This is a genomic window from Rhodococcus sp. P1Y (assembly GCF_003641205.1).
Lineage (GTDB): Bacteria > Actinomycetota > Actinomycetes > Mycobacteriales > Mycobacteriaceae > Rhodococcoides.
In genome coordinates this window covers 459037-482446 of sequence record NZ_CP032762.1, presented here as the reverse complement: position 1 = coordinate 482446, position 23410 = coordinate 459037, and the positions used below count along the sequence as shown (strand labels likewise).

The 23410-nt window shown below is 57.3% G+C and carries 17 protein-coding genes and 1 pseudogene; 16 read left to right on the top strand and 2 right to left on the bottom strand.

The window, feature by feature from the left end; all coding sequences use genetic code 11:
* Positions 1-208 precede the first annotated feature (208 nt).
* A pseudogene (locus tag D8W71_RS28340) lies at positions 209-1993 on the top strand (IS481 family transposase).
* A gap of 773 nt (positions 1994-2766) precedes the next feature.
* On the opposite strand, the gene D8W71_RS02260 reads toward D8W71_RS28340, so the two are convergent.
* Positions 2767-3390 (bottom strand): MFS transporter, encoded by a 624-nt coding sequence (locus D8W71_RS02260; protein WP_236077670.1) that lies wholly within the window; start codon positions 3388-3390, stop codon positions 2767-2769.
* Positions 3391-3898: 508 nt separating this feature from the next.
* Here D8W71_RS02260 and D8W71_RS02255 point away from each other — a divergent pair.
* The 9 genes from D8W71_RS02255 to D8W71_RS02210 all read left to right on the top strand — a co-directional run bounded on the left by D8W71_RS02255 (position 3899) and on the right by D8W71_RS02210 (position 16943).
* On the top strand, positions 3899-5212 hold the full coding sequence (locus D8W71_RS02255; protein ID WP_121110648.1) for a fatty acid desaturase: 1314 nt from the start codon (positions 3899-3901) through the stop codon (positions 5210-5212).
* A gap of 68 nt (positions 5213-5280) precedes the next feature.
* A complete protein-coding gene (locus D8W71_RS02250) occupies positions 5281-7155 on the top strand; it encodes a KedN5 family methylcobalamin-dependent radical SAM C-methyltransferase (protein ID WP_153275293.1) in 1875 nt (624 codons plus the stop codon).
* A 461-nt stretch (positions 7156-7616) separates the two neighbouring features.
* On the top strand, positions 7617-10316 hold the full coding sequence (locus D8W71_RS02240) for a PEP/pyruvate-binding domain-containing protein (protein ID WP_121110644.1): 2700 nt from the start codon (positions 7617-7619) through the stop codon (positions 10314-10316).
* Positions 10313-10582 carry an acyl carrier protein gene (locus D8W71_RS02235; protein ID WP_121110642.1) on the top strand — a complete coding sequence of 90 codons (270 nt, stop codon included), beginning with the start codon at positions 10313-10315 and terminating at the stop codon, positions 10580-10582. The genes D8W71_RS02240 and D8W71_RS02235 overlap by 4 nt, the downstream gene beginning before the upstream one ends.
* On the top strand, positions 10579-12267 hold the full coding sequence (locus tag D8W71_RS02230; RefSeq protein ID WP_161965391.1) for an AMP-binding protein: 1689 nt from the start codon (positions 10579-10581) through the stop codon (positions 12265-12267). The genes D8W71_RS02235 and D8W71_RS02230 overlap by 4 nt, the downstream gene beginning before the upstream one ends.
* Before the next feature lie 68 nt (positions 12268-12335).
* Positions 12336-12992, top strand: a complete 657-nt coding sequence (locus D8W71_RS02225; protein ID WP_328588811.1) for an HAD family hydrolase — start codon at positions 12336-12338, stop codon at positions 12990-12992.
* Between the two features lie 104 nt (positions 12993-13096).
* On the top strand, positions 13097-14158 hold the full coding sequence (locus D8W71_RS02220) for a hypothetical protein (protein ID WP_153275291.1): 1062 nt from the start codon (positions 13097-13099) through the stop codon (positions 14156-14158).
* A complete protein-coding gene (locus D8W71_RS02215) occupies positions 14155-15273 on the top strand; it encodes an SDR family oxidoreductase (protein WP_121110635.1) in 1119 nt (372 codons plus the stop codon). The genes D8W71_RS02220 and D8W71_RS02215 overlap by 4 nt, the downstream gene beginning before the upstream one ends.
* Entirely contained in the window at positions 15273-16943 is a 1671-nt protein-coding gene (locus D8W71_RS02210; RefSeq protein WP_121110633.1) for a hypothetical protein, read from the top strand. The genes D8W71_RS02215 and D8W71_RS02210 overlap by 1 nt, the downstream gene beginning before the upstream one ends.
* A 125-nt stretch (positions 16944-17068) precedes the next feature.
* Here the strand turns inward: D8W71_RS02210 and D8W71_RS02205 are convergent, their stop codons facing one another.
* Positions 17069-18025: a hypothetical protein gene (locus D8W71_RS02205; RefSeq protein ID WP_153275290.1), complete on the bottom strand. Its 957-nt coding sequence runs from the start codon at positions 18023-18025 to the stop codon at positions 17069-17071.
* Between the two features lie 192 nt (positions 18026-18217).
* On the opposite strand from D8W71_RS02205, the gene D8W71_RS02200 reads away from it, so the two are divergent.
* From D8W71_RS02200 to D8W71_RS02175, 6 genes are read left to right on the top strand one after another with little or no spacing between them, the layout of a single operon-like run.
* Positions 18218-18922: a hypothetical protein gene (locus D8W71_RS02200; RefSeq protein ID WP_153275289.1), complete on the top strand. Its 705-nt coding sequence runs from the start codon at positions 18218-18220 to the stop codon at positions 18920-18922.
* Positions 18919-19605 (top strand): hypothetical protein, encoded by a 687-nt coding sequence (locus D8W71_RS02195; protein ID WP_121110627.1) that lies wholly within the window; start codon positions 18919-18921, stop codon positions 19603-19605. The genes D8W71_RS02200 and D8W71_RS02195 overlap by 4 nt, the downstream gene beginning before the upstream one ends.
* Positions 19606-19618: 13 nt before the next feature.
* A complete protein-coding gene (locus D8W71_RS02190; RefSeq protein ID WP_121110625.1) occupies positions 19619-20362 on the top strand; it encodes an alpha/beta hydrolase family protein in 744 nt (247 codons plus the stop codon).
* On the top strand, positions 20359-21105 hold the full coding sequence (locus D8W71_RS02185; RefSeq protein WP_161965390.1) for a formyltransferase family protein: 747 nt from the start codon (positions 20359-20361) through the stop codon (positions 21103-21105). The genes D8W71_RS02190 and D8W71_RS02185 overlap by 4 nt, the downstream gene beginning before the upstream one ends.
* A complete protein-coding gene (locus D8W71_RS02180; protein ID WP_161965389.1) occupies positions 21102-22400 on the top strand; it encodes an aminotransferase class III-fold pyridoxal phosphate-dependent enzyme in 1299 nt (432 codons plus the stop codon). Before D8W71_RS02185 ends, D8W71_RS02180 begins: the two co-directional genes overlap by 4 nt.
* Complete coding sequence (locus D8W71_RS02175; RefSeq protein WP_121110619.1) at positions 22397-23305, top strand: nucleoside-diphosphate kinase; 909 nt, start codon at positions 22397-22399, stop codon at positions 23303-23305. Before D8W71_RS02180 ends, D8W71_RS02175 begins: the two co-directional genes overlap by 4 nt.
* The last annotated feature ends 105 nt before the right edge of the window (positions 23306-23410 follow it).

The window sequence follows — 23410 nt, the reverse complement described above, 5'->3', positions numbered from 1 at the left end:
TCTGCAGGCGTCGTTATTGCCGGCATCAAGCACTTGTCACTCACTTAGCGCGCCGCCAAGATGACGACGTCGACGGCCGACTTCGACGTCTACGGCCTAAACCACGTGCTGCAAACCGTGCAACTGACGTGTAAGGATTCGGGACATGTTTGACACAACGTCACCAGGACATAGCTGACAGTCCACCAGAGAAGGTGATCTTGATGCGATGCCGTCACCTCATTTACCTGAGTCCGATGCCGCCATCACCGCCCGCGTCGCTGTCGAGGTGCGATTACGTCCCGTCATCGAGGTCCGCGACGGTGCACCTATCGTCGATGTCGCCGAACGACTAGGCGTTTGCCGGCAAACGGTTGCAGCGTGGCGCACACGGTACGAGAGCTCGGGCCTCGACGGCCTAGTCGACATCTCACGACGACCCCATTGGAGCCCGAACCGCATCACGCCCGCGGTCGAAGCGTCCATCTTTGAGATGCGGCGGCAACACCGCCGGTGGGGAGCATGCCGCATCGCGCACGAACTGCGTACCGAGCTCGGCGAGAGCGCCCCGTCCCGCACAACCGTCCACCGAGCCCTCACCCGAAACGGACTGATCAATCCTTAAGAGCAGCAACACAAACGGATCTACAAGCGGTGGGAACGCGAAGCGCCGATGCACCTGTGGCAACTCGGCTTGGTGGGCGGGATCTTCCTGGTCGGCGGCCGCGAATGCAAGATCCTCACCGGGATCGACGACCACTCCCGATTCATCGTCGTCGCCGCAGTGCTCGAGAAGCATTCCGGTGTAGTCGTCTGCGCAGCGTTCGTCGCCGTGATGCAGAGATGGGGCGTTCCCTTCGAAGTCCTCACCGACAACGGTAAACAGTTCACCGGCAAATTCGCCCGCCCGCTGCCTGTCGAGGTGCTCTTCGAACGCACCTGCCGCGAGCACGGTATCAGCGCGCGCCTGACGAAACGACGATCACCGACGACCACGGGCAAGATCGAACGATTCCACCGAACGCTACGACGCGAGCTGCTCGACGAAGTAGGGCCCTTCGCCAGCATCGAGGCAGCCCAGCTCGCCCTCGACGAATGGGTGCACAGCTACAACACCGAGCGCCCCCATCAGTCCCTGGACATGGCCACACCGGTGACGCTGTTGTGCACCCGAGAGGACGCGGCACCACCCCGCCCCTGCCACTACGTTCCCTGCGGCTGAGGAATCGACTGCTGTTGAACAGGATTCAGGTTATATATCGCCAAGTGAGGGTCACGAGATCGAACTGCGCATACCGCCGTCGGGGGTCGTCGACCTGGTCGGTGCACAGCAAGTCTGGATCGGGAAGGGTTTCGCAGGACGCACAGTGACCCTGTGGGCCGACCTCACCACCGTCCACGCGGTCGTCGATGGCGAGGTCGTCACCACCGCAGTGTCCCGGCTGACGACCGCGGACCTCGACCGGTTGACGATGCGAGGCGCACGGACCGAATAGCCGGCACCGGCCCTGCCCGCAGTCGACCCGAGCCCCTCGACGGGCGCCGTGGTAGCGATCGAAGTCGACCGAACCGCCACCGCGACGGACTGGTCACACTGCTCGGTCATCATCTTGCACTCGGACCGGTCACCGCCGGAACCCGCGTCACGCTCAGAATCGAAGGTGGTCTGATCCACGCAGTTGCCGGCAACCACGTGATCAAGACCCTGCCGAATCCATTGAACAGCAAAGACAACGGCCGACTCACCCGTGTGCGCCAAGCAACCACACAGCTGCAACCACCACCACCGTCAGGCCCCCAACGCGTGCACCGGCGCGTCCCGACGGACGGTGTCGTCATGGTCGCCGGGCAGCGACATCGTGTCGGACGCACACATGCAGGAACCATCGTCACCGTGGTCGTCGAAGGTCACCACTTCCGGGTCCTCGACGGCACCGCCGAACTCTCACTCCACACCCGGACTATAACGAAACCCATCCGAAACTTTAACGCTCACCGCCCTCGGGAGCGTTAACCATGTCGCGGTGACGTTGTGTCACAGGTGTCCCGAGACCACACACGTCATCCGTGAAGAAGTGCCGACGCAGTTGGCTGGCAACCCTGCATATCAAAACTGGTCGTATTGCTTTGCGCTCCGCTGCTGGCACAGGCGCACCGCCGTCAGGATCCCCTCACGGCGCCGCGGCTTGACGTAAGACCGCCCTAATCGGCCGATGCGGCCGACGACTTCACACAACCGACTCAGACGGCGGGACTCGCGCGGGCTTCCGGACAGCCACGGTGATTCGTCTCGCGCTCAGTCCGCCAAATCAAGACCGACCGTTAACGACCGAGCTAGCACGGATTAGTTCACTTGCGGTCGGGGTTTGTACAACATGGGGGAGGAGCCGGTTCGCGATCGCTCCATTCGACTTGGGTCGTGTTGGGAGTAGGCCGACGACAGCACCGACAGACGAGGGGCCACGGAGCGAGGTGAGCGGAGTGTCGGTTACCCACGCTTCGCGCTTTGGAGTACTTCGTACGAAGTCGAGCGACGATCCGCCAGCAGGTTGTTGATCTGTGAGCGGATCGACGCTCGCGAACCTCAATTTGGCTTGGTAGATCGATATCAATCATGAGGTCTTGATAAACCGTGACACTCCTCGGGCACTGTCTGCTCTGAGGTCAGTGTGATCCTAGTCAGAGACGCCACTTTTATGGACATCGCGCTTTCTGATGAGTGCCGCGGCGATGGACGCGGAGACAAGCGCAAACAGAGCACAGACGAGGGCTGCGCTCTCGATAGATTCAACGAGGGGCGTTAAAGAACTGTCTGTTCCACAGGAGCTGTAAAGGTCCCCACCCCGAGGTCGCAGCCTCAGTGAGTCGGGTGCACTCTTTCGACAGAAGCATCGGGATTCGAATCGCTGATCCTGGCGCCAACTTGCTCGTGAAAGAAAGCACCAATCGCGGCAATCCCGATCGCTTGGCCAACCTGTTGGAAGGTCTCATCGATCGCCGACGTCGATCCTGCAGCCTCTGGCCGATCAAGGCGGGGCCCACCGCGAACAGAATGGCACCACCCATGCCCAGGACAAACCGGGCGCCAACGAGCATTGGGGTGCTGACTGCGAGCCAGCATGCCACCGACGCACTGCCAAAAACGAGCAGACCCAGAATGAAGACCAGTCGTCGACCCCGCCGGTCGGCCAGGGTCTCACCAGCCAGCAGGAAGGCGGCGAGCCCGAGCGCATAGCCATCGAGCACCCACTGTAAGTCCGCAAATGAAGTGTCTAAGTCCCCACGAGTATCAGCAAGCGCGCCGTTCACGACCGTGAGGTCGGGAAGAAGCAGGAAGGTCGAGACCGCGACGGCAGTCAGGGTCCATGCCGGACGTACGCCCTGCACGACAGAGTGGTTGGTGTCAAACACAGATCCACACTCTTTCATTGACTACCGTGAGATCTCAATCCCCAATCGTAGGAACTAAGCAAACTTTGATGAGCTCAGGGAGAAAGGACGAGGACGTTTACGGAGACACCGCACCCGCTACGGGGAGCCTGGCCCGCCTCTCCAAATTGATGTCGGTCGCGTCCCGGGGTCAATTAGTTCAAAACACAACCACGTCGAAAGAATGGTTCAAAACGCAACCACGTCGAGAGAATGGTTCAAAACGCAACCACGTCACGACATCTCTACCCGGCCATTAGGGAGGCAAACGCGCCGTCACCTCTAATGCTGGTCGATCAAATGAATCTGCCGACAGTTCAGATGGACTAGGTCGGGAAGAAGCACGCTGGCTTCAGTTCGAAAACCCGCTGGTGAGGACAACATTCAGCGCCAACGACCGAACCGGGTCACGCGACCCCGGTAAGCACCTAGCCAAATCGTTAAACATAAAATCATTGCAAGACCCGTCGGTCTCATTTACGATAGCTTCATGCTGGCTAACCTCGATAGGTGGGATCCTTTTAGCGGGGCTGAACCCACCAGCCGCGGTTCGACGGCCGAACGCCAAGTGTTTATTGAAAATGCAAGGAACCTCAATACGGAGGTGCGCGAATCTGTCAGTCGTGCAATCCGATCTGTGTTGCCGCGGCCCTTCACAAGAATGGCTGAGGCTGCCTTCACGTGGATGTCGGGCTGTCCGCATGAAGGACAACAGCCTCTATATCGGCGAACCAAGGTGTTGTGCACCATCGAAGCCTTCGTCGGCTTTGCCCTCGCGGTGGCATTGGGTTATGCGTTCGTAGAGTGGGGACTCTGGTACCTGCTACCGATCTCATGGATTCTCGTGGTCGGACGAATGTGGGCACTGTTCAACATCTTTCACCATGCCACTCACAAGACTCTTTTCGAATCCGAACGACTTAACCGAACATTAGCTTTCGCATCATCGCTGGTAATGTTTGCATCGTCGCTTGACTCATACCGAGACGAGCACATTCGCAGCCACCACACCCGGGCCATGTGCACTTACCAAGACCAAGAAGCGCCCTTCATGCCCCTAGGTTTCCGGCCGGGCTTGACCAGCCACTACTACCGATGGCGACTCATATGGCTGATCGCAACGCCCTGGACTTACCTCCAGTACACGCGATACAGGCTGTGGGATTGGCAGCGTTCCGAACCGATCGCCCGTCAACTGGCAGTCTGGACCTTCGCGGTTGCCTTGATCGCATTGGCAGCGCTCACAGGGGCACTCCTCGACTTCGCGCTCGCCTACGTTGTTCCAGTGTTTCTGATCTTCAACGTCACCGGCCTCCTCGGAAGCTTCAGTGAGCACCACTGGGGAACACTCCTCAATGAGGCGCCGCGCCGAAGACTTGTATTACTACAACAAAGTCGATTTCTGCTGGACGAGGCACCCTCACTCGACAATGGCCGAATCCGAAATACGCGTTCCGTCGCCATCTGGTTTCTTCGCGCCGCTTTTTACCACCTCCTGGTTCGAATAGCAGTTCTTCCCGGTGACTCAATCAACCACGACCATCACCACCGGCACCCCAGGACCGAGAACTGGCCCGAAAGTACGTACGAGCGGTTCGAGCACCTAATGCACGGCTGCAAGGGCTTCGAAGAGTATCCACACACGCACGCGTGGTCACTCGGAGAAGCCATCAGCCGGGTCTTTGCCCGAATGGAAGCCGCACCTTACGACGTAACGCAGCCCGAACCAACGGGTGAAGAGAGGATCTTCCGAACGATCTATTGCATGACCTTCAAACGCTCGTTGGTCATCACAGCAAGCTGACACCACCGCGAACATGGACACATCCGACCCGATCGTGTCCAGCGACATTGATAGCTCGGGGGAAAAACATGGCTCGAACGCTAGTAAAGCTTGTGCAACAAGGCGTATGGGACATGCCACTAGAGTCCATGCCCCTCGCAATCGGCTACATCAAAGCGGCAATGGACGCACACCCGGTACTCGGCGACGCATGCGATACCGAAATCGTGAACCTTCGCGGAGGAATGACGATTGGGGACACCATAGCTGAGGTGTTTCGAGACGGGATCCCCGATGTACTCGCCATCTCCGTATTCGGGTGGAGCTTCCGTTCTGCGCTACTGCTTTCGGAAACCTTCAAGCAGCTTAATAGTTCAGGGCTGGTCGTACTGGGAGGAACGCACGTTGCCAATCAGGCTAAGCGCGTGTTCCGGCTGAGCGACGACATCGATGTGATTGCGAACGGTGAGGGTGAACTCGTCTTCCCTGAACTGCTCGAGGCATGGATCGAGAACAAGTTTCCCCTACCATCCGGCGAAGCTATCCGTGGTATTTCGTACAGACTTCCAGACGGGGGTATCAAGACCACACCGGAAAGGCCTCGAATTGAGGACCTGGGATCGATTGTGTCTCCATTCCTGAGCGGCGCCATCCCGATGACGCATGCAAACGGCAAGTTTAGGTATGACGTCGCACTAATGGAGACAAACCGAGGTTGCCCCTATCACTGCGCCTTCTGCTATTGGGGCGGCGCGATCGGCCAGAAGATGCGCCGGTTTCCGCGGGAACGGCTGCTTGAGGAACTTGAAATGTTCGCCTTCTACGAAGTTCACTCGGTAGTCCTTTGCGACTCAAACTTCGGCATGCAACCGCAGGATGAGGAATTTCTGGAAGACGTTGTACGGCTCAAGGAACGAACCGGCTACCCGAGAGCGATCGAGTCCTCCTGGGCGAAGAACAAATCTGCGACCTTCTACAGAATCGTCACCAAGATGCGCGAGGCGGGACTGCACAGTTCCTTCACTATCGCTCTGCAGACGCTCGATGCCTCTGCGCTCGAGGAAATGAATCGACGCAACATGAAGTTGAATGACTGGAAGGCGCTCGCAGAGTGGCTTTCATCCGAAGGTCTCGAATGTTACGCAGAGCTGCTGTGGGGCGCCCCAGGGGACACGACTGAGACGTTCCTGCGCGGATACGACGAACTATCCCTGCACGTGCCGCGGATTGCGACTTACCCGCTGATGCTCCTACCCAACACCGATTACAGCGCCCGACGTGAGCAACTGGGCTTCGTCACCTCACGCGGCGACGCTGACGACTTCGAATACGTGCTGGCATCCAAAACGATGACCCTCCAGGAAAACCTAGAGATGCAAGGATTTCTGCTATGGGCACGTTCCGTCGCGGAGAACTCATTCTTCCGGTACATCTGGCGACCCGCACTTGCATACGCCGGACTCACACAGTCGCAGATCCTTTTCAGCCTCGCGGAATGGTTCGATGCCAGCGACGAGGAGGCCTCAACTCCGCTGAAGTCTCCGCGCACAATCGTAGAACCCGCAGCGGTCAACGCGGCGGTTCGGGCTCTGTTCCTAGACAAGCGCGTACGCGAAATGCTCGAAACATGGTGGCAAACCAAAATCACCCCGCTAGCGAAGGCCGAGAAGCAGTGGATTCTAAATGAGGTGTTCCGTTTTGACATGCTCACACTTCCCATCCTGAATGACGAACGGGCATCTCTACCCAACCCACCGGCGCCCGAGGATGAGTCATACCGACGCGACGAGAAACTGAAGGTCGATGTTCCCAATGTCGTTAGGGCGTTGCGCAACAACGACGAGGTACGTACCGAGTACCTGAGGCCGGCGGCGTATAGTCTTCGATGGCGTCTAGGAATCGAAAAGTACGTAGACAATCACGAAGAGGCGCTTTTGCACGTCGCTCAGCTGGAGAAGATCTGACCCATGGACACCGGGACAATAGACGCGGAACCTCAAGGACACAGCGAACAACTTCTCTCCACAGTGCGAGAATTAGAGTCACTATTTCACCATCCCACTGACTCCACCACTGCCGACCAGGTGTCGAACTTGCTCGACGAGCACTTCATTCGAGTTACACCCTCGGGCGATGTTCAAGACAAGTCGCAGGCGCTTGCGGTGTTCCTGGAGCGTTGGGCCGAGAAAGTCAACTGCCCGTGGCACTTACAAGACGAGCGCTTGCGGCGGCTGTCAGAGGCGATTTACCTATACTCCTACTCGCTGCACATGGCCGGGCGCGTGACAAGACGCTCAACTATCTGGTCCGTCACGGGCGACGTCATGAAGGCACTCCATCATCAAGGGACCCTCGCGGCTCACGATGTGGACCATTCACTCGCCAGCGCGGCTAAACCTGCGTCACGCGCCGATGGAGCATCGAGGTGATACCAATCAACCACACTGCGGCTTCGCGAGGCGGCAAAGCCCTCGGCCTTGATTCGTGCGTGAAGGTAGGACTCAACGTACCCCCGTATGTAGTAGTTACTTCGGACTATTTCTCAGAACATATTGACGCAGCCCAAGTCCGCCCCCTCTTGGCACAGTTGGACCGCGAACTCCGCAAGGAGCCCGCCCCCCCTCTCGATTACCTAGCCCCTCTCTGCCAAGAGATACGCCACCGCATCACATCCGCCGATGCTCCACGACGGCTCCGCGCAACCTTGGGCGACGCTCGGGGCGAATTAGGTCCCGGTGCCATGGCGATTCGAAGCTCGATGGTAGGAGAGGACTCGGCGCAGAAGTCCTACGCCGGCCAACTCGAGTCCTTCCTCAACGTTCTAGGTCTGGACGAATGCGTGCGCTGCGTGCTCGCCTGCTGGGCCTCTGCATTCCAGCCGCACACCGTGCTTTACATGCACTCGGCCGGAGCACGTGTCGAGGACACCTCGGTGGCAGTTGTTGTGCAGCAGATGATCGACGCGACCAAATCCGGTGTTGCCTTCTCGGCTGACCCCGTGTCGGGCGTACGGGAGACCGTTGTTGTGTCAGCCGCATGGGGCCTCGGCGAAGGTGTCGTATCAGGTGGGGTAGACGCGGACGAGTACCGATTTACGCGCGACGGCCAGCCCAGGGGACAGACCCTCACGCACCAAGAAGCGATGGTCGTCAGCGATCTAGATGGAGGAACCAAACTTAGCGCAGTACCAAAAGAACAAGCCGACTCGGCTGTCCTATCGGCGGACGACGGTGCACGGATCTGTGCCATTACTGTGCGAGCGGAGAAGTGGTTTGGCGTCCCAGTCGACGTCGAATGGACTATCGCCGAGGGGGTACTCTACGTTCTACAAGCCCGTCCCATCACGGGGTTACCTCCTGCTCCGCCAGTTCGGCAATCGTTATCACACAGGTCATTTGATAACTCAAACATCCAAGAGAGTTTCAATGGTTACACCTCGCCACTTACCTTCTCCTTCGCCTCACTCGCCTACGAGCGCGTCTTTACAGACTTCGCTCAGGCTGTGGGCGTAGCACCCGGGGAACTGGCAACCTTCAAACCGTACGCCCGAAACATGCTTGGCTACTTGAACGGACGCGTCTACTACAACCTCCAAAGCTGGTACGCCATGCTAGGACTCCTTCCTGGTTACGAAACGAACAAAGAGGAAACCGAGCGTGTGATGTGGCACCTCGAAGAGCCAGCCGACGAATCAGAATCACGCGCAGCAAGTCAAGGGCTCCTACGCCGCGCACGCCTCTTCAAAGTCGGAGTGCGGATCGCCGCGAATTTCGCCACCCTTGACTTGAGTGTCGCGCGTTTTGTCAGAAATTTCGACCGCGTCTACACCCAGATCGACCGTCCCGCTTTAGCAACACAATCCATCGACGAGCTCAACAAGGCCATCAGTATCGTCCACCGGGAGATGATGGACAGCTGGCAAGTGCCGAACGTCAATGACCTCCGGGTAATGATGACATGCGGCGCAATTCGACGTATCACCGCCGAACTCGACGGAGACACCGCCGACTCGGTCTTCGCGGACCTGATGTCAAACATCGAGGGCATCGAGTCCATCCAGCCGACACTGTTGCTGGCAGAGATCGCCGACTGTATCGGTCGGGACGGGGCATTGCGAACGTTGGTGCTGGACACCGAACAATCCACTGTGGACGTGTACGAGCGACTCACCGCGTCCGACAGTAGTGTCGCTCAGCGACTACAAGACTATGTAAGTCGATACGGGGATCGGTCCGCAGGCGAACTCAAACTTGAGACACAGACTATCCGCGATCAACCCCACACCCTAGTGCCGTTGCTGCGCAACTTGGTTGCACACAGCGACATCGTGGCCGAACGACTCACCAACCGGCCAGCAACTGCTTTTCGAAAGGCCCGACGCGATACCGCAGCCCGGCTAGGGCCACTTCGACGCATCTACTTCCGCGCGATTGTGTCATGGGCAAGAAAATCCGTAGCGGACAGGGAAAAGCTGCGACTACTTCGGACCTACGCATTCGGTGCCACCCGGGATATTTACCGAGCATATGGCATGCGCTTACACGAGCTGGGTGCCCTGGATTCACCCGAGGACATTTACATGCTCACCGTCGACGAGATCGACGCGTACGTATCGGGCCGTGCGGTCTCCTCGGATCTCGACTCGCTCGTAGCGACGCGACGTCTCGAACACAAGTCATACCTGGATGTCGACATGGCCAACCGCATCGACGTGGAAGGATTGCCTTATCAGCAGGTAGGTGCCGTCGTCAGTTCTCCGGAGAACCACACGGCCGAGAAGATGAAGGGACTCGGGTGTGCGCCCGGAGTGGTGCGCGCCAAAGTTGTTGTAGTCGAAAGTCCGACAGACGCTGTAGCGGTAGCTGGAAAAATCATCTGCGCAATGAGGACCGATCCCGGGTGGGCGCCCCTTTTCCCGACCGCTGCTGGTCTGATCGTTGAGCGAGGTTCGAGTCTTTCCCATTCCGCAGTCGTCGCCCGAGAGATTGGTCTTCCTACGGTTGTTGGAGTTCCGGGTGTGACTCGCTGGTTGTGTACCGGAGACGAAGTCCTACTCGACGGGGAACGGGGGACCATCGAACGATTGCCCAGAGACCCGGCAAACGAAGGCGGCGACGCAGCATGAACTCACCCACGCCGAGTCACGATCGCCGTGAGCAGATCGCTGATTTGCTGGCCCGGGTAGGTCACATATCGAAGGGTCAGATCGAGGACGCCACCCGTTTGACCGCTGATGCCGGGCTCGACTCGGTCGACCTGATTGAGCTAACGAACGCCTTAGAGACAACATTCGCGATCGAGTTGACCGAGGCGGACACGGCCGACATCACTACCGTGCACGACGTGGTGACCATGGTGGCGACGGCTATGGAGCGGAGCCGAGCGAGGTGACAGAAGAGCCCACCTGTCCAACCGTCACTCAGTGGTTGACGGCTCCCGTGCGCGAAGCAAAATACAGCTTCTCGCCGGATGGCACCTCGTGGCAAAAGACCTCACACAAGGATTTGGCGGAACAGGCGAACGGGGCGGCCAGCTACTTCACCCTGAACGGCGTCCGCCCCGGCGACCGTGTCGGGTTGATCGTCGAAGCAGGCCCAAACTTCATCGCAGCCTTCTTTGGCGCAATCCTTATCGGCGCCATCCCGGCACCGATCGCAACACCCCCGCCGTTCGGGAGCTCGAACAACTATCTTCTCTACCTCCGCAATCTCATTCACGTGGGCCAGCTCGACATCATCGTTTGCGGCGAAACCGCAAGAAGCACTGCCGACCTGGCGACAGACGCCCTCACAGCGCGTGTTCTGCCGGTTCAAGGGTCTTTCGACAAGACCGCCCCCGTTGAACCACACGGGTTCGCTAACGACGATCTGTGCCTCATCCAGTTCAGCTCCGGCTCGTCCGGAACAAACAGAGCTGTGCACATCTCGCACCAGAATCTGGCGGTGAATACTCAGGCAATCGCACACTGGCTCGAACTTGGGCGAGGCGACTCTTGGGCCACTTGGCTTCCGCATTATCACGATATGGGCCTCATCGGGGGTATCTTGACTCCACTCGTTAGCTCTATCGACATCATGGCCATGGCCCCCCAAACCTTCATCAAGAACCCGGCGGGGTGGCTTTCCTGCTTTGGCGAGTACGAAGCGACCGTCACTGCATGCCCAAACTTCGCCTTGGACTTCATACTTCGGCGAGTGAACTCCAACATGGTGCTTGGACACGATTACAGTCGTTGGAAGTCTTTGGTGTGCGGCGCCGAGCGAGTAGATCATCAAACTATGACAAAATTCGCTAATCGCTTTGGCGTTCAGGGGTTTAACATTCACACCTGCACGCCCGCCTACGGACTTGCAGAATCAACACTCGCTGTTACCGGGAAGAAGCTGAAGTCGGCCCCTCGAAGCATCACAGTCCGCGCAAGCTCTCTATCGCCAGGCTCGCAGGTACACCTTGGTCCTGCTGGAGCGGACGAAGTTCGAGCCATCGTTTCCTGCGGCCAACCTGTCGATCCCAACTCATGCGTGTGGATCGAACATGACGGTCACTCGGTACCCGAAGGTGTGGTTGGTGAGGTCCACGTCAAAGCGGCATCGGTCGCTGTCGGATACTCCTCCACCAGCCGAGAATCCACAAACCGCTTCGAGGGAGGAAAGGTCAACACCGGCGATGCAGGTTTCTTGCTTCAAGGTGAGCTTTTTGTAGTCGGCCGGTTCGGCGACTCCGTGAAAGTGCGCGGGCGCACATTCTTCTCGGAGGACGTGGACGCAGTCCTGTTCAGGCTCACAGGTGTTGACAGCCACAATCTCGTCAGCATCTTGGGAGATACCCCAAGCGGTCCTGCAATCCTGGTTGTCACTGAAGTACGCGAAGTATCGATCCTTACCGACATTCGGAACCAGCTCACCACGCACTTCGCCGGACTGACCATCCAGGTCGCCGCCGTCGATAAAGGTTCGATTATGAGGACCACCAGCGGAAAGCCGCGGCGAAGGGCGATGTGGGACGCATATGCGACGGACACAACGGACGGCAACAGCCCACCATCGACGAGCCTCGTTGAGGCAGCCGAGACATAACGGGTCTTTCCAAGACCCACACTCACCCATGGGCGCCCGTCACTTGCTATGAGAGGAAACCTGACCCTGTGCAACTTAACGAACTTGTTCCGGCAGCTGTTGTGTTCGACTGCGATGGACTACTGATGGATACCGAGCCGTGCTGGACCGTTGCAGAGACGGAATTGTTTGCCCGGCGAGGTCTCCCATTCGGTGACCAACAGAAGGCTCTGCTCATCGGACGATCGCTCGGGGACGCGTGCGCCGGACTGGCGGAAATATTCGAAGATGGCCAATCGCCCGCAGCCCTTGAATCCGAACTTATGGGATTGGTTTGGGAGGCAGTCAATACCGGCGCACAGGCCATGGACGGCGCCCATGACCTGGTGGCAGCCGTCGCGCGTAAAGTTCCCGTAGCGGTGGCGAGCAACTCACCTCGTGAACTGCTTGACTGCGCTCTCAAGCGCGGAGGCTTGAGCGATGCATTTGCCGTTAGTATTGCCGCCAACGAGGTCACCACCCCCAAGCCGGCACCCGAAATGTATCTGACGGCTTGCCGCCTCCTCAATGAGTCGCCGCAACGGAGCGCGTGCTTCGAAGACTCCGGGACCGGCGTTCGCTCAGCCAAAGCTGCGGGCGTCTTCTGCATCGGCGTGCCAAGCCTTCCGTCGGTTACTCTCGACGCAGATGTCGTATTTAGCTCCCTGCGAGAAGCAGCAATCACCGAATGGATCGAAGGATGGTAAACGACGGCTGGCTACCCCCAACGGAACGGTCAGAACACAAAGCATCTAGTGGTCACAAACGGGATCTAGTTGAGGACGGTGACATCCTCATCCACGCTCACGGCGTGGGTTCGATCGACTTCAGTTCAATGAAACCACCAGACCTACGACTGCTAGAAGACCATGCCGGTAGGGACAATTTCCGAATAGTACCCACCATCTTTTTGCGGCGGAGCTACATCGACGAATTCGACGCAGTCCTCAACGAGTACAAGCGAGGAAAGAATGCGGGCGAATATCAGCACATTCTCGGCTTTGCCGTTGAGGGTCCGCTCTTGGGGCGATCTGGCGGCGTGCCAGTATCGGGATGCTGGAACCCCACCGCGGAGGAGTGGTTTCGTCTCGCAGACATGGGACACCGGGGATTGGTATACATGGTGATTGGCCCCGACGCAGTCGACATCGATGATGAGCTAGATGAAAGAGTGTCGTTTCGTGACGTCATCAGGGCCTTCTACTGGGCAAACGTCAAGCTGGCGCTCGGACATTTCCAACATACAGACCCGCACCTGTCCGCCCAGAGAACCAATAAGGTAATCGAGTTCATTCAAACCGAATTCGGCCCCTCACCAGATATTCTGTTGACAGACCACCTTTTCAACGACATGCCAAGAAACTTTCGCCACGCGTGGCGAGGAGAGGTAGAAAAATCTGCACGGAACTCAGAAGTTACCGAGTTCCTCACCCGCCCGTGGACCGACGAATCGCTTGTACAGATATTAGGACCCGTACCTGCCCTGCTAGTCAGCGCAGCCCGAAGCGGGCTTCTGACGCCTGTAATCAACTTCGATGGCGAGCACGTTGATCTCGCGATCTGCAAAAGAGTCGTGGAATTCCTGGGCACCAACCGTCTCATCGCAATCAGTGATCACACTGACCTAGATGAGATGGCAGGGGAGAAGCTACATTACAAAGGTAGTAGTACGCTGCGCTACCGCAGTGACGGAGTCGTCGCTGCCGGCTCTGCTGGTCTTCCCGCGCAACGACAGTCAATGGCGTCGATCGGTTTGTCGGAATCGGAGATGAAGTCCCTTCTCTGTACAGTTCCCGCCCGGGTCCTCGGCCATCAGATCTCCGGCGCCGACCGTCTGGGCAAAGTCGACATCGCGAACGGACAGCGCCGATGAAAGTCTTGATTACTGGAGTAACCGGAATGATTGGAGCTGAAGTAGCGTCACGACTCCTGAACTCTGGTCACTCGGTAATCGGCCTCCTACACCGAGAACCGGGCGTTGTTCGGGCCGACAACAGCGTCGTCCCTTCAACCCCGTGGTGCGTAGACAGAGCGCCTCTCGGCTGTGTTGAAACTGTCAAGGGAGACGTAACGGCACCCGCCCTGGGGATCGCTGCTGAAACTTACCGTCACTTATCCGAGACAACAGATTTAGTCGTGCACACCGCAGCACTCACTGAATTTGGTCGCCCAAACAAGCTTTACACAGACATAAACATCAACGGCACTGCAAACGTTGTCGACTTTGTGCGCAGCCCCATCAGCCGAGAAATTCCGCTGCTACACGTCAGTACTGCGTATGTCTGTGGCGAGAGAACCGGTGTCATAAAAGAGACCGAACTAGACCACGGTCAGACGTTCGGCAACTCTTACGAAAAGTCAAAATGCGAAGCCGAGATTCTTGTTTCAGAGAAGTGCAAAAACGCAGTGATTATTCGACCAAGCATTGTGGTAGGCCGCGAGCGCACCGGAGTCACCCGAGATTTCAAGCATATCTTTCCAGTACTAAAGGTTATGACCAAGGGCCGGCTGATGACCATACCTGGAGAGTACGGCGCCTTGCTAGACCTGGTGCCGGTGGACTATGTCGCTGATATCGTCGCCGCAGTCGCCACCAATCACGCGCAAGTGGCCGGCAGCGTCTTCCATGCCATCGGGGGTAGCGCGATCTCCTTTCGCGGCCTCAGCGATGTGCTCGCGGAGTACCCGCCCTTCTACATGCCGCGCTTCGTTCCGAAGGCGAATTTCGATCGTAGTTCGCTTGAACGCACTGAGGCACGCTACTACGACAATGTGATCAGCTTGTACACAACCTACTTCAACAGGCGTGTCGTTTTTGACGATTCAAATGTCCGACGACAGCTGCCGTCACAACGGATCGCTCCTCGCGGCGAAATCCTGCTTCGGCTCTTGCTCGACTACTCACTTGCTGTCGGATACCTCGGCCCGGACTCGCCCGATATCGCCCCAAGACAGTCTGCAACTAGTCACCCTGAGGTGGTCGGGTAATGAAATCCATCTCTGCACACTACGCGCGTCTGCTAGACGAGGCGTTGCAAGCACTAGATGCGCAACCCGGCTACGGCGTCGTACTCGAGGGTTCTATCGCCGAAGGATTCGGCAACAGCACTTCAGATGTTGACTTTCTTCTCATCGAGCCCGGTGAAAGAACGACTCCCCTGATACCAACGATCATTTTTCGCGACGGCCGGCGAGTCGAAGTTCGAGTACGGTCAGTGCACCAGATCGCACTTGAGATCAACCACGTCCTGTCTGGAATCTCGAACGACTCGTCATCTCTCGACGGCGTTACGTTCGATCAACTCGATAGAGTCCAACGCCTCTGCCGGTCGGTCGTCTACCGACGAAGTGTTGGAACGGACCACCTGAAGTCCCTAGTTCCGCCCGCCGCCATCGACAATGCGTCTAAGACTTGGTTCGCACAGCTTGTCAACCAGTCCGTTCGGTGCGGGTTGGCGATGGAAGCCATCGAAGAGTGGCAAGAAGCGGTTCAGTGGTATCGCACAGCCGTCGAGCAAGGCGCGAAGGCGTGGCTGTGCTCACAGGGTGAAAGTTATCTAAGCGTGAAATGGACATCGTTGCAGTTCGCACGACTGCCATCGGCTCATGACCGCTTCGAGCGGTTTCGCGATTTATTGATCACCCCGCGCGGGACGAACGAGGACATGCGTAGCTATGCCATCCGCGCGAAGATCCTTTTAAGCGACTTCGGCTTCGACTTGTCCGATCTTGAGCCGCGCTCGGTGTTCTTTACTCGAAAGCCCGACACGACGACGTGGCAAATCGGAGACCGGGTACACATCGTGCGGAATCGCGAAGAAGTCTATGTATTGAGCTCAGCGGCAAGAACAGTTTGGCGCTCAATCGACTTCAACCGATGCGCAGCTGATCAGCTAGCTGACTTGCGCAGCGTTGTAGCCCGGCCGGGCCAGTGCTTCTCAGAGTTTCACCGCCTGGGGTTCCTGGGCTTGCGGTGGTCAAACGGGGAAGAAGTCAACGGACGTTCCCAGTCATCGTCCGCACCGTCCACCTCGCTACCGGTCATCTCAATCAGAGGAGCCGAGGTAGGAGACGCGACGGAGGACGTTAGGCTTGTTCCCCTTGCGCCGGCGCAATTCGCCGGCGCCGGAATTGCGTTGGTCTGGGCCAACGCGGAGATTGAGAACTCCCGCGAGGACGCGATTGGCGCCCTCGATGCTGAACAATGGGGAACATTTCAATCTGCTACTCGAAGAATGGTCCGCAAAGCGGCAATGGTCGCACTCACCGCAAACGGGCTCGTCCCAAGAAGTTCGAACAGTAATGGACTCGGTGGCTCCAGCTGGCAGCGTCGTGAGGCAGACGAGGAAGCATGCGCTCGCATGACGAGAATCCCCGGTCTTCCTGGTCAACTCGTACAGACTGCACTTGCACTCGAAGCAGGTTCTCCCATCGCAGGGAGGGAGGACGCCGAATCGGCGCTCAAGGACGTCGATCAATTCGTCCATAGCGTACGAGATGTGACCGGCGGATCGCTGTTCCCTTCGTCGTTCGTATCGCCAGCGGAATGGCGCGAAACATTGGAACTTAGTTACGACTGGGTCAGGATGGCAGCCTTCCTAGACTCCGCGTTTCCGCTGGATGAAGCTCGAGATCTCGTTGCGGTAAGCCACGGTTAACTCCGTTGCTCCGACTGCGCCCGCGTAGTGTGACTAGCGATCACCAGAGATTCGCTGAGTTTGGGCGCCGCCAGCACTTGCCGGGGCTGCCCCTGGGCGGAGTTGATGCGCCCAACCATGAAACGCTAGAGGGCCACATCGGTTGTCGCCGCCGCCCGTGTGAGGCGGTTCTCCCCGCGCCACGAATGGAGCAACCGGTGCAGTGAGGGCGTCATCGTTCTAACTTTTCGATCCATCGGTACGCCAAACTGGTTCAAGTAAGACTCGCGACTATATGCCTCGGTGTTCCAGCCCGCGTCACGCATCACCCTGGTGTGATGCTCCAAGTACGGGTCTGCACACTCCATCAGGATCGTGCAGTTCTCCGCCAGCAACCCGTCAGGGGCTTCAATGATTTCACGTAGAAACCACGAGGGGTCATTGACCGGGGCGTAACTGAAATGTGCTATCCCAGAACGTTTCGTCGCTTCGGATACAGGATCGCCATCGATGAGATACGGAGGATTCGCGGCGACGACATCGACACCGGCAACGGGTAGACGGCTGAAGGGCTCAAATATGGCTTCAGTGTCATACGCCTGGTACAACCGCAACCGGCTCGGTGTATCAAGCAACGTGCTCGCGTTAATCTGGGTCAGCCGTAACGCCGCGCCTTGCAGTTCGCTGCAATGAGCTTCCGCAGTCGGCACCGACGCCAGCGCCGAGACCGTAATATTACCCACTCCCACACCAACTTCGAGCAAGCGCGGTCTGGGTTGGGTTGTACCGCCAAGGGCGTGCGCGGTCGCCAGCGCGAGTAGTTCACTCGCGGGGTGCGGAATAACGACGCCAGTCTCTGTCGCGTATTCACTACCAAGAAACAGCTCTGTGCCGACCAGGTATGCGAGGGGAACTCCACGTTTGCGATAAGCGACAAGAGTGTCCAGGCTGCGGCTAGGGTTTGCGGATTCGGCTGCTGCGAGCAACAGGTTGGCTTCCCGTTCCCAATCAGCAACTTCACCACCCCTTAGTGGAATATCGCTGAGGGCAAGTTGGTCCGCAAGGGTCTTCACTTCGGAGGCGCCCTGGGTGCTCGATTTCATACTAAAAATATACCTGAATGATACTGTGCAATAAGGAAACAGTTCCTACGCAGCGCTCCAATGCTCCAACACCACTCTGTGTGTCTGCTGCGCGACTTGACTCTTCCAGGGGGGTGACGAGGCGGAGTTGATGAAGTACAGTGATCTGGATAGTCAGGCGCTACACAGCATTACGCTTAGGGGAGGGCTACCTTGCTGACGGTCGAGGATGTATTTGATGCCGTAGAGGGTCTCGGCGGTGCTCGATGGGGCAACATGGAAGCCGTGCTCAGCGATGGCAAGGACTTGTTAGACGAAATCTCGTCCAAGCCCGAACTGCTATCGAAACTGATCGGGTGTGCGCGTGAAGACGTCAACGCGCGGTCTAACTTTGAGCGTCATCGGTTACTTGACAAGTTGCACCTGTTTGAGTCACCCACTAACGGTGTTCGGCTCCGGTTGCACATCAGCACCAACGAACACAAAGATCGACCACATGACCATCGATTCTCCTTTGTCTCAAAGATTCTGACTGGCGGGTATATGCACACCCGGCACGAACTTGAGGTCGACGACTGGGGCCTGATCGACGACACCGTACAGAACGACACCGAGGCGGTGCCGCTCAATGCACGTGTTATCCCAACATTCCAGACGTACCAGGCTCCTGGCTCCCTCTACTCGCTACACCATAGTGAGATACATACCACATTCACTCGACCGCAGTCGGTTTCGCTCTTTCTGCGTGGACCCGCGGAGAAACAGCGATCGATCATCACCGAACGAGAGACCAGTAAGGCGTGGTGGAGGTATGGAAAGACGGAGGAGCCACAGGCGCGCCGCCAAAAGGTGTCAATGGATGAACGGTATCTTGACGAATTGCTGAGCAACATCCGATCGATCGGGGTAATCAAATGACCTCTACGGCAGCCGCCGCAATCGATATCGGCAGGCGAATGGCTGCCTTGCCAACCATTGAGTGGACAACGATTGAGACAGCGTATCCCGCTGTATCGAAGGCTCTCGACATGTTGTCCGCTGACAAGGAACTCTTGACGGCACTGGTCCACCACTCTTGGCAATCTGATCACCTCCGCGCAAAGTGCGAGATTCATTCACTGGACGACAAGATCGTCTTGTGGGACGAGCCAGAGCGTGGTTACCGCGTACGGCTACGGCTTGCGCACACACAACAGTACGAGCGTGTACACAACCACCGCTTCTCTTTCGGCGCGAAGATTCTGCACGGACAGTATGAGCAAAATCTGTACCGGTCCAACCACGAGCTGAACGAGAACGCCAAGCCCGAAGACTTTAGGGTGGTTAGTTCTCGAATCGAACCTGCGGGCTCAGTGCTTTGCATCGACCACAATCAGCTTCACACGACTCTGACTCCGCCAGACACGATCTCACTGATGATTCAGTCACCCGCGAAGAAACGCAAAGCGTTCATTATGCGCCTGTCAGACGGCAACGTGTGGTGGAGATTGGGAGAAGTAGACGAAACCTCTGAACGTCGACAAGAGGTTCTGATGGACCAAACAACTTACGACAATTGGGTGCAGAAGCTGGTCGGCTTGGGCCTCATCCATCCGCACTAATGACTATCCAGTCATGAAAATCCAACTGAAGCAGCATGCACAGCAGGACGTAGTCACCTCCCAACGACTTCGCGCGCTCAATACGCACTCGCCAACCCTGGTTGTCCTGGTTCACGGGGGCTTCTGGCGAGCGGAGAAAACACCCGAGTCGATGGCATGGTTGGTCGAACACCTTGCTGTTCTCGGCATCGAAGCTGTCGCAGTCGGTTATCGGACGGTCGAGACAAGCGCGACGATCAGCGAAATGGTCCACGACGTTCTTATCGCTTGCAGCCATGGAAAACAGACCGATCGTCGGCACAAACACATCGTCTTCGTCGGACACAGTGTCGGTGGGTACTTGGCTCTCCGATCGGCGACCGAGTTCAACAGGACTTTCGGGCGGAGTTCCGCCAGCGCCGTAGCGGTTGCTCCCTTCACACTGTTCAATCGACCCGAGTACCTCGCCCTGGGCGACAACGCTGCCAGCGCCCTAGTCCAGAACTCGATTAACTCTCCAACGGACGCGGACATCGCGCGCGTGCTCACCCTGAATCAGATTCCCGAGAAAACCGTCGTCGTGCACGGCACAGATGACTCGACCATTCCCTGTTATATGTCGATAGAGTTCACCTTCACGCAGCATACTGTTCGTCCAGATCTACACCTCGTAAAGCACGCAAGACACATGGACTTCGTCAAGCCTGGACGCCATGCAAGTACTTACTTGCTCGAACTCATTCAACGCATCGCCTTCGAACGGACAGCACTGACGTGAACGTCATTACATTCACATCTGCTACCGGAAACAATTTGAGCACAGCCGAGCAGGTGATGCGCGAAACTACGGGTAGAGGCGTCGCACTGAATTTCTCCGATGCACCCGATTGCGGAGCGGTGGCTCGAGCCCGTAGCCTCGGAATACCATCGCTGATCTGCGACGCGAGATACATTCAGCAAGTCGGTACCGGGCGCATTACCGCACAGCAGGAATACCATGACGACGTTAGAGATTATCTCCACCGCTGGGAGAGCTGGAATGGGAAGATCGATCTCATTGTACTTGCCTATCACAGGATTATCCGGGGCAGTCTGCTCAGCGAGTACGCGGGCCGCATGATAAACCAACATCCCGGGGACCTCAGACGCAAACTTGGCGACGGCACGAGGCAACTTGTCGGCATGTCCGCAGTGAAACTGGCCCACGACCAGGGCATCGACCACACTCGTACATCAACGTTTCTTGTCAACAGTGGCATTGATCAAGGACCATTACTCGCGGTCGGACCTGCGGTGAGTTTTGCCACGAGACCCCGTGAATTGCTGGAACCTGAATATTTGAAACAGCATGAAAATCGACAAAAGAAAGAATCCGACAAACCCGCTCTAGAATGGGTATTGCGTTCGTTCCTATCTGGCGAATTGTCGTTTCATGGTTACGATGTCGACAACTATCAGCCCTACCTCAATGGGGCCCCCATGCACGATCCCCACGTTATCGAAGAGGCTTCCAGCAAGTGACCGACGACAACGACTCACTTATGACCATTGATCACGTGTACTCTGCTCCAAACCCACACGTGGTCTCTTCCGAGGGTATATACCTATGGGACCGAGACGGTCGCCGATACCTCGACGGTGAGGCATGCAATGGGGGCAGTCTTCTCGGCTATGATCACTCGATCATCGATGCGGCGGCCCGTAATCTAGCGAAGCTGCCAGCCGCGCCATCGTTCGTGGAAACAGATGTTCGCATGCGACTCGGACGCCGACTTAGAAAAATCTTTGAGCCCGCTGGCACCCAGTCGGGAAGGGTTATTTTTGATACCAGTGGCGCCTCCGCGATCGAGACGGCAGTCAAACTGGCCGGAAACTATTTAGGCGACCATCAAGTGTTCGTTTTAGCCGGCGCCTACCACGGTAGATCGATGTACACCTCGGCGCTCAGTAGCAGCTTCCGTTACCGGCAGACATCCTCCATCTCAAGCTATCCAGTGGTCCGCCTTCCGACAGTATCCTCCGACGCCGGCGCGGAATCCGTGGCGCATAGCACTTCAATTGCCGTCCAACTGATCAGTGCTGAGCTCTGGGGCGGAACCCATTCGCCTGGGTATCGAGGACGCAGAATCCGACCAATCCTAATTGTTGAAGCTTTTCAGAATGTCGGAGGCGGCAATCTGTTGTCGTATAATTACCTCAGGGCGATTTGCAAACAAGTTCAAGATGCCGGTGGTCTGGTTATCGCGGACGAGACGTTCACGGGGATATACAGGACCGGTCCTCTGTGGTCTTATATGCCAGCCGAAATTTTTCCCGACATCGTCGTCGGATGCAAAGCGTTGTCAAACTCCATGGCACCGTTCTCTTGTATTTGGGCAGCAAATCATGTATCACATCCAGAAACAGCTCAGCCTGGCTTGCAGTCAGCCACTTTCGCTTCGTGCGCTCTGACCCTCGGTATCGTCCACGCAGTACTGGATAAGATCGACGAAATAGGCCTAAAAGGCTTAGGCGAGAAAGCAATGCACCTGCAACAAAAGTTCGCTACTATTGGGCAGCAGCTGAAGGCCGAATGTCCGACAATAATACGTAGCCATTCGGCCATAGGCGCGATCCTCAAGCTGCAGCTGAACGGCCCACAGGCTCATAGAGTCCGGCATAAACTACTGACAGCAGAAAACGACAGGTTGCTGGTCAGTTCAACCGGCCTGGCACCCGACACAATCCTGGTCCACCCGTCCCTGTTGGTTTCGGACCACGAGATTGACGCAATGTACGGCCTGCTCCGAGTGGCTCTAAGAAACGACGAATTATGATCGCCAACGATCGTATCCTGCAGATGCTAAGTAAAGATGTCGATCCGCAAAAGTGGGAAGTTATCCGCGGTGACATTCATATACGCGAACTTGTCGATCAGTTCAGCCGGTCGGAACTCGAACTCGACCATTCCCGCAAATACACAATACTGGCCATCAAGCCCTGCGGCGTGCTCGCCCGCAAGGCATCGGCAACATTGTCATGGCTTCTTAAACAAGGTTTCGATGTCGTAGCGTTTGACACCGCGAGGATTACCGCGGAAAAGAGTCGACTTCTGTGGCACTGGCAACTGCACAAAGCAACAAGGTACCGCCTATGGGTCATGGACAACATTCTCAACTCAACGGAGACTATAATTCTAGTGCTGAGGCATCAATCCTCGACTTCTGCCTCAGCATTACTTAGCGAAAACAAGGGACCCGCTGACGCCTCGCGTCAACGCCCTGGGCAGCTACGACACATGCTGAAGCCCGAGGCATACCTACTCAACTTCGTACACACCGCCGACGATCCTATCGATATGTACCGAGACTTGTACATCCTCAAGGGAATCGAGTATGCAACATCGATGGCGCGGGCAATAGAGAAAGATGCCATGGCGGCACTCGATCCGGGTGTGGTCAGGCGAAAGATTCTAGACGTCGAATTTCGCTCGCTACATCATGATCTGTCGTTACCCTCCGCACTCGAGGGCCTGTCGAAGGCAAGCCAGAGCAGATCGACTCTCGACGAGAACCAGGCTCGTGCTCTGATCCTCGCGTCGTTCTCGCGCCTCACGGAGAGAAGCGCGAGCAATTTGATCGCAGACGCACCTGTACACATGGCTGTTGCGGCCGCCCACTTGTTCGAAATGTCGATCCCCGGCGCAAGTGACCCGTTTGCGAGCCGCAGTGGCACCAAGTAGACCTCTACTCCACGCGCACAGGTACGAGCGAACTTCACCGGCGAGTCAACCAATCGGAGGTTGCGGCCGCTACCCGTCAGGGATCCTGACGTCATCGACGGTGCG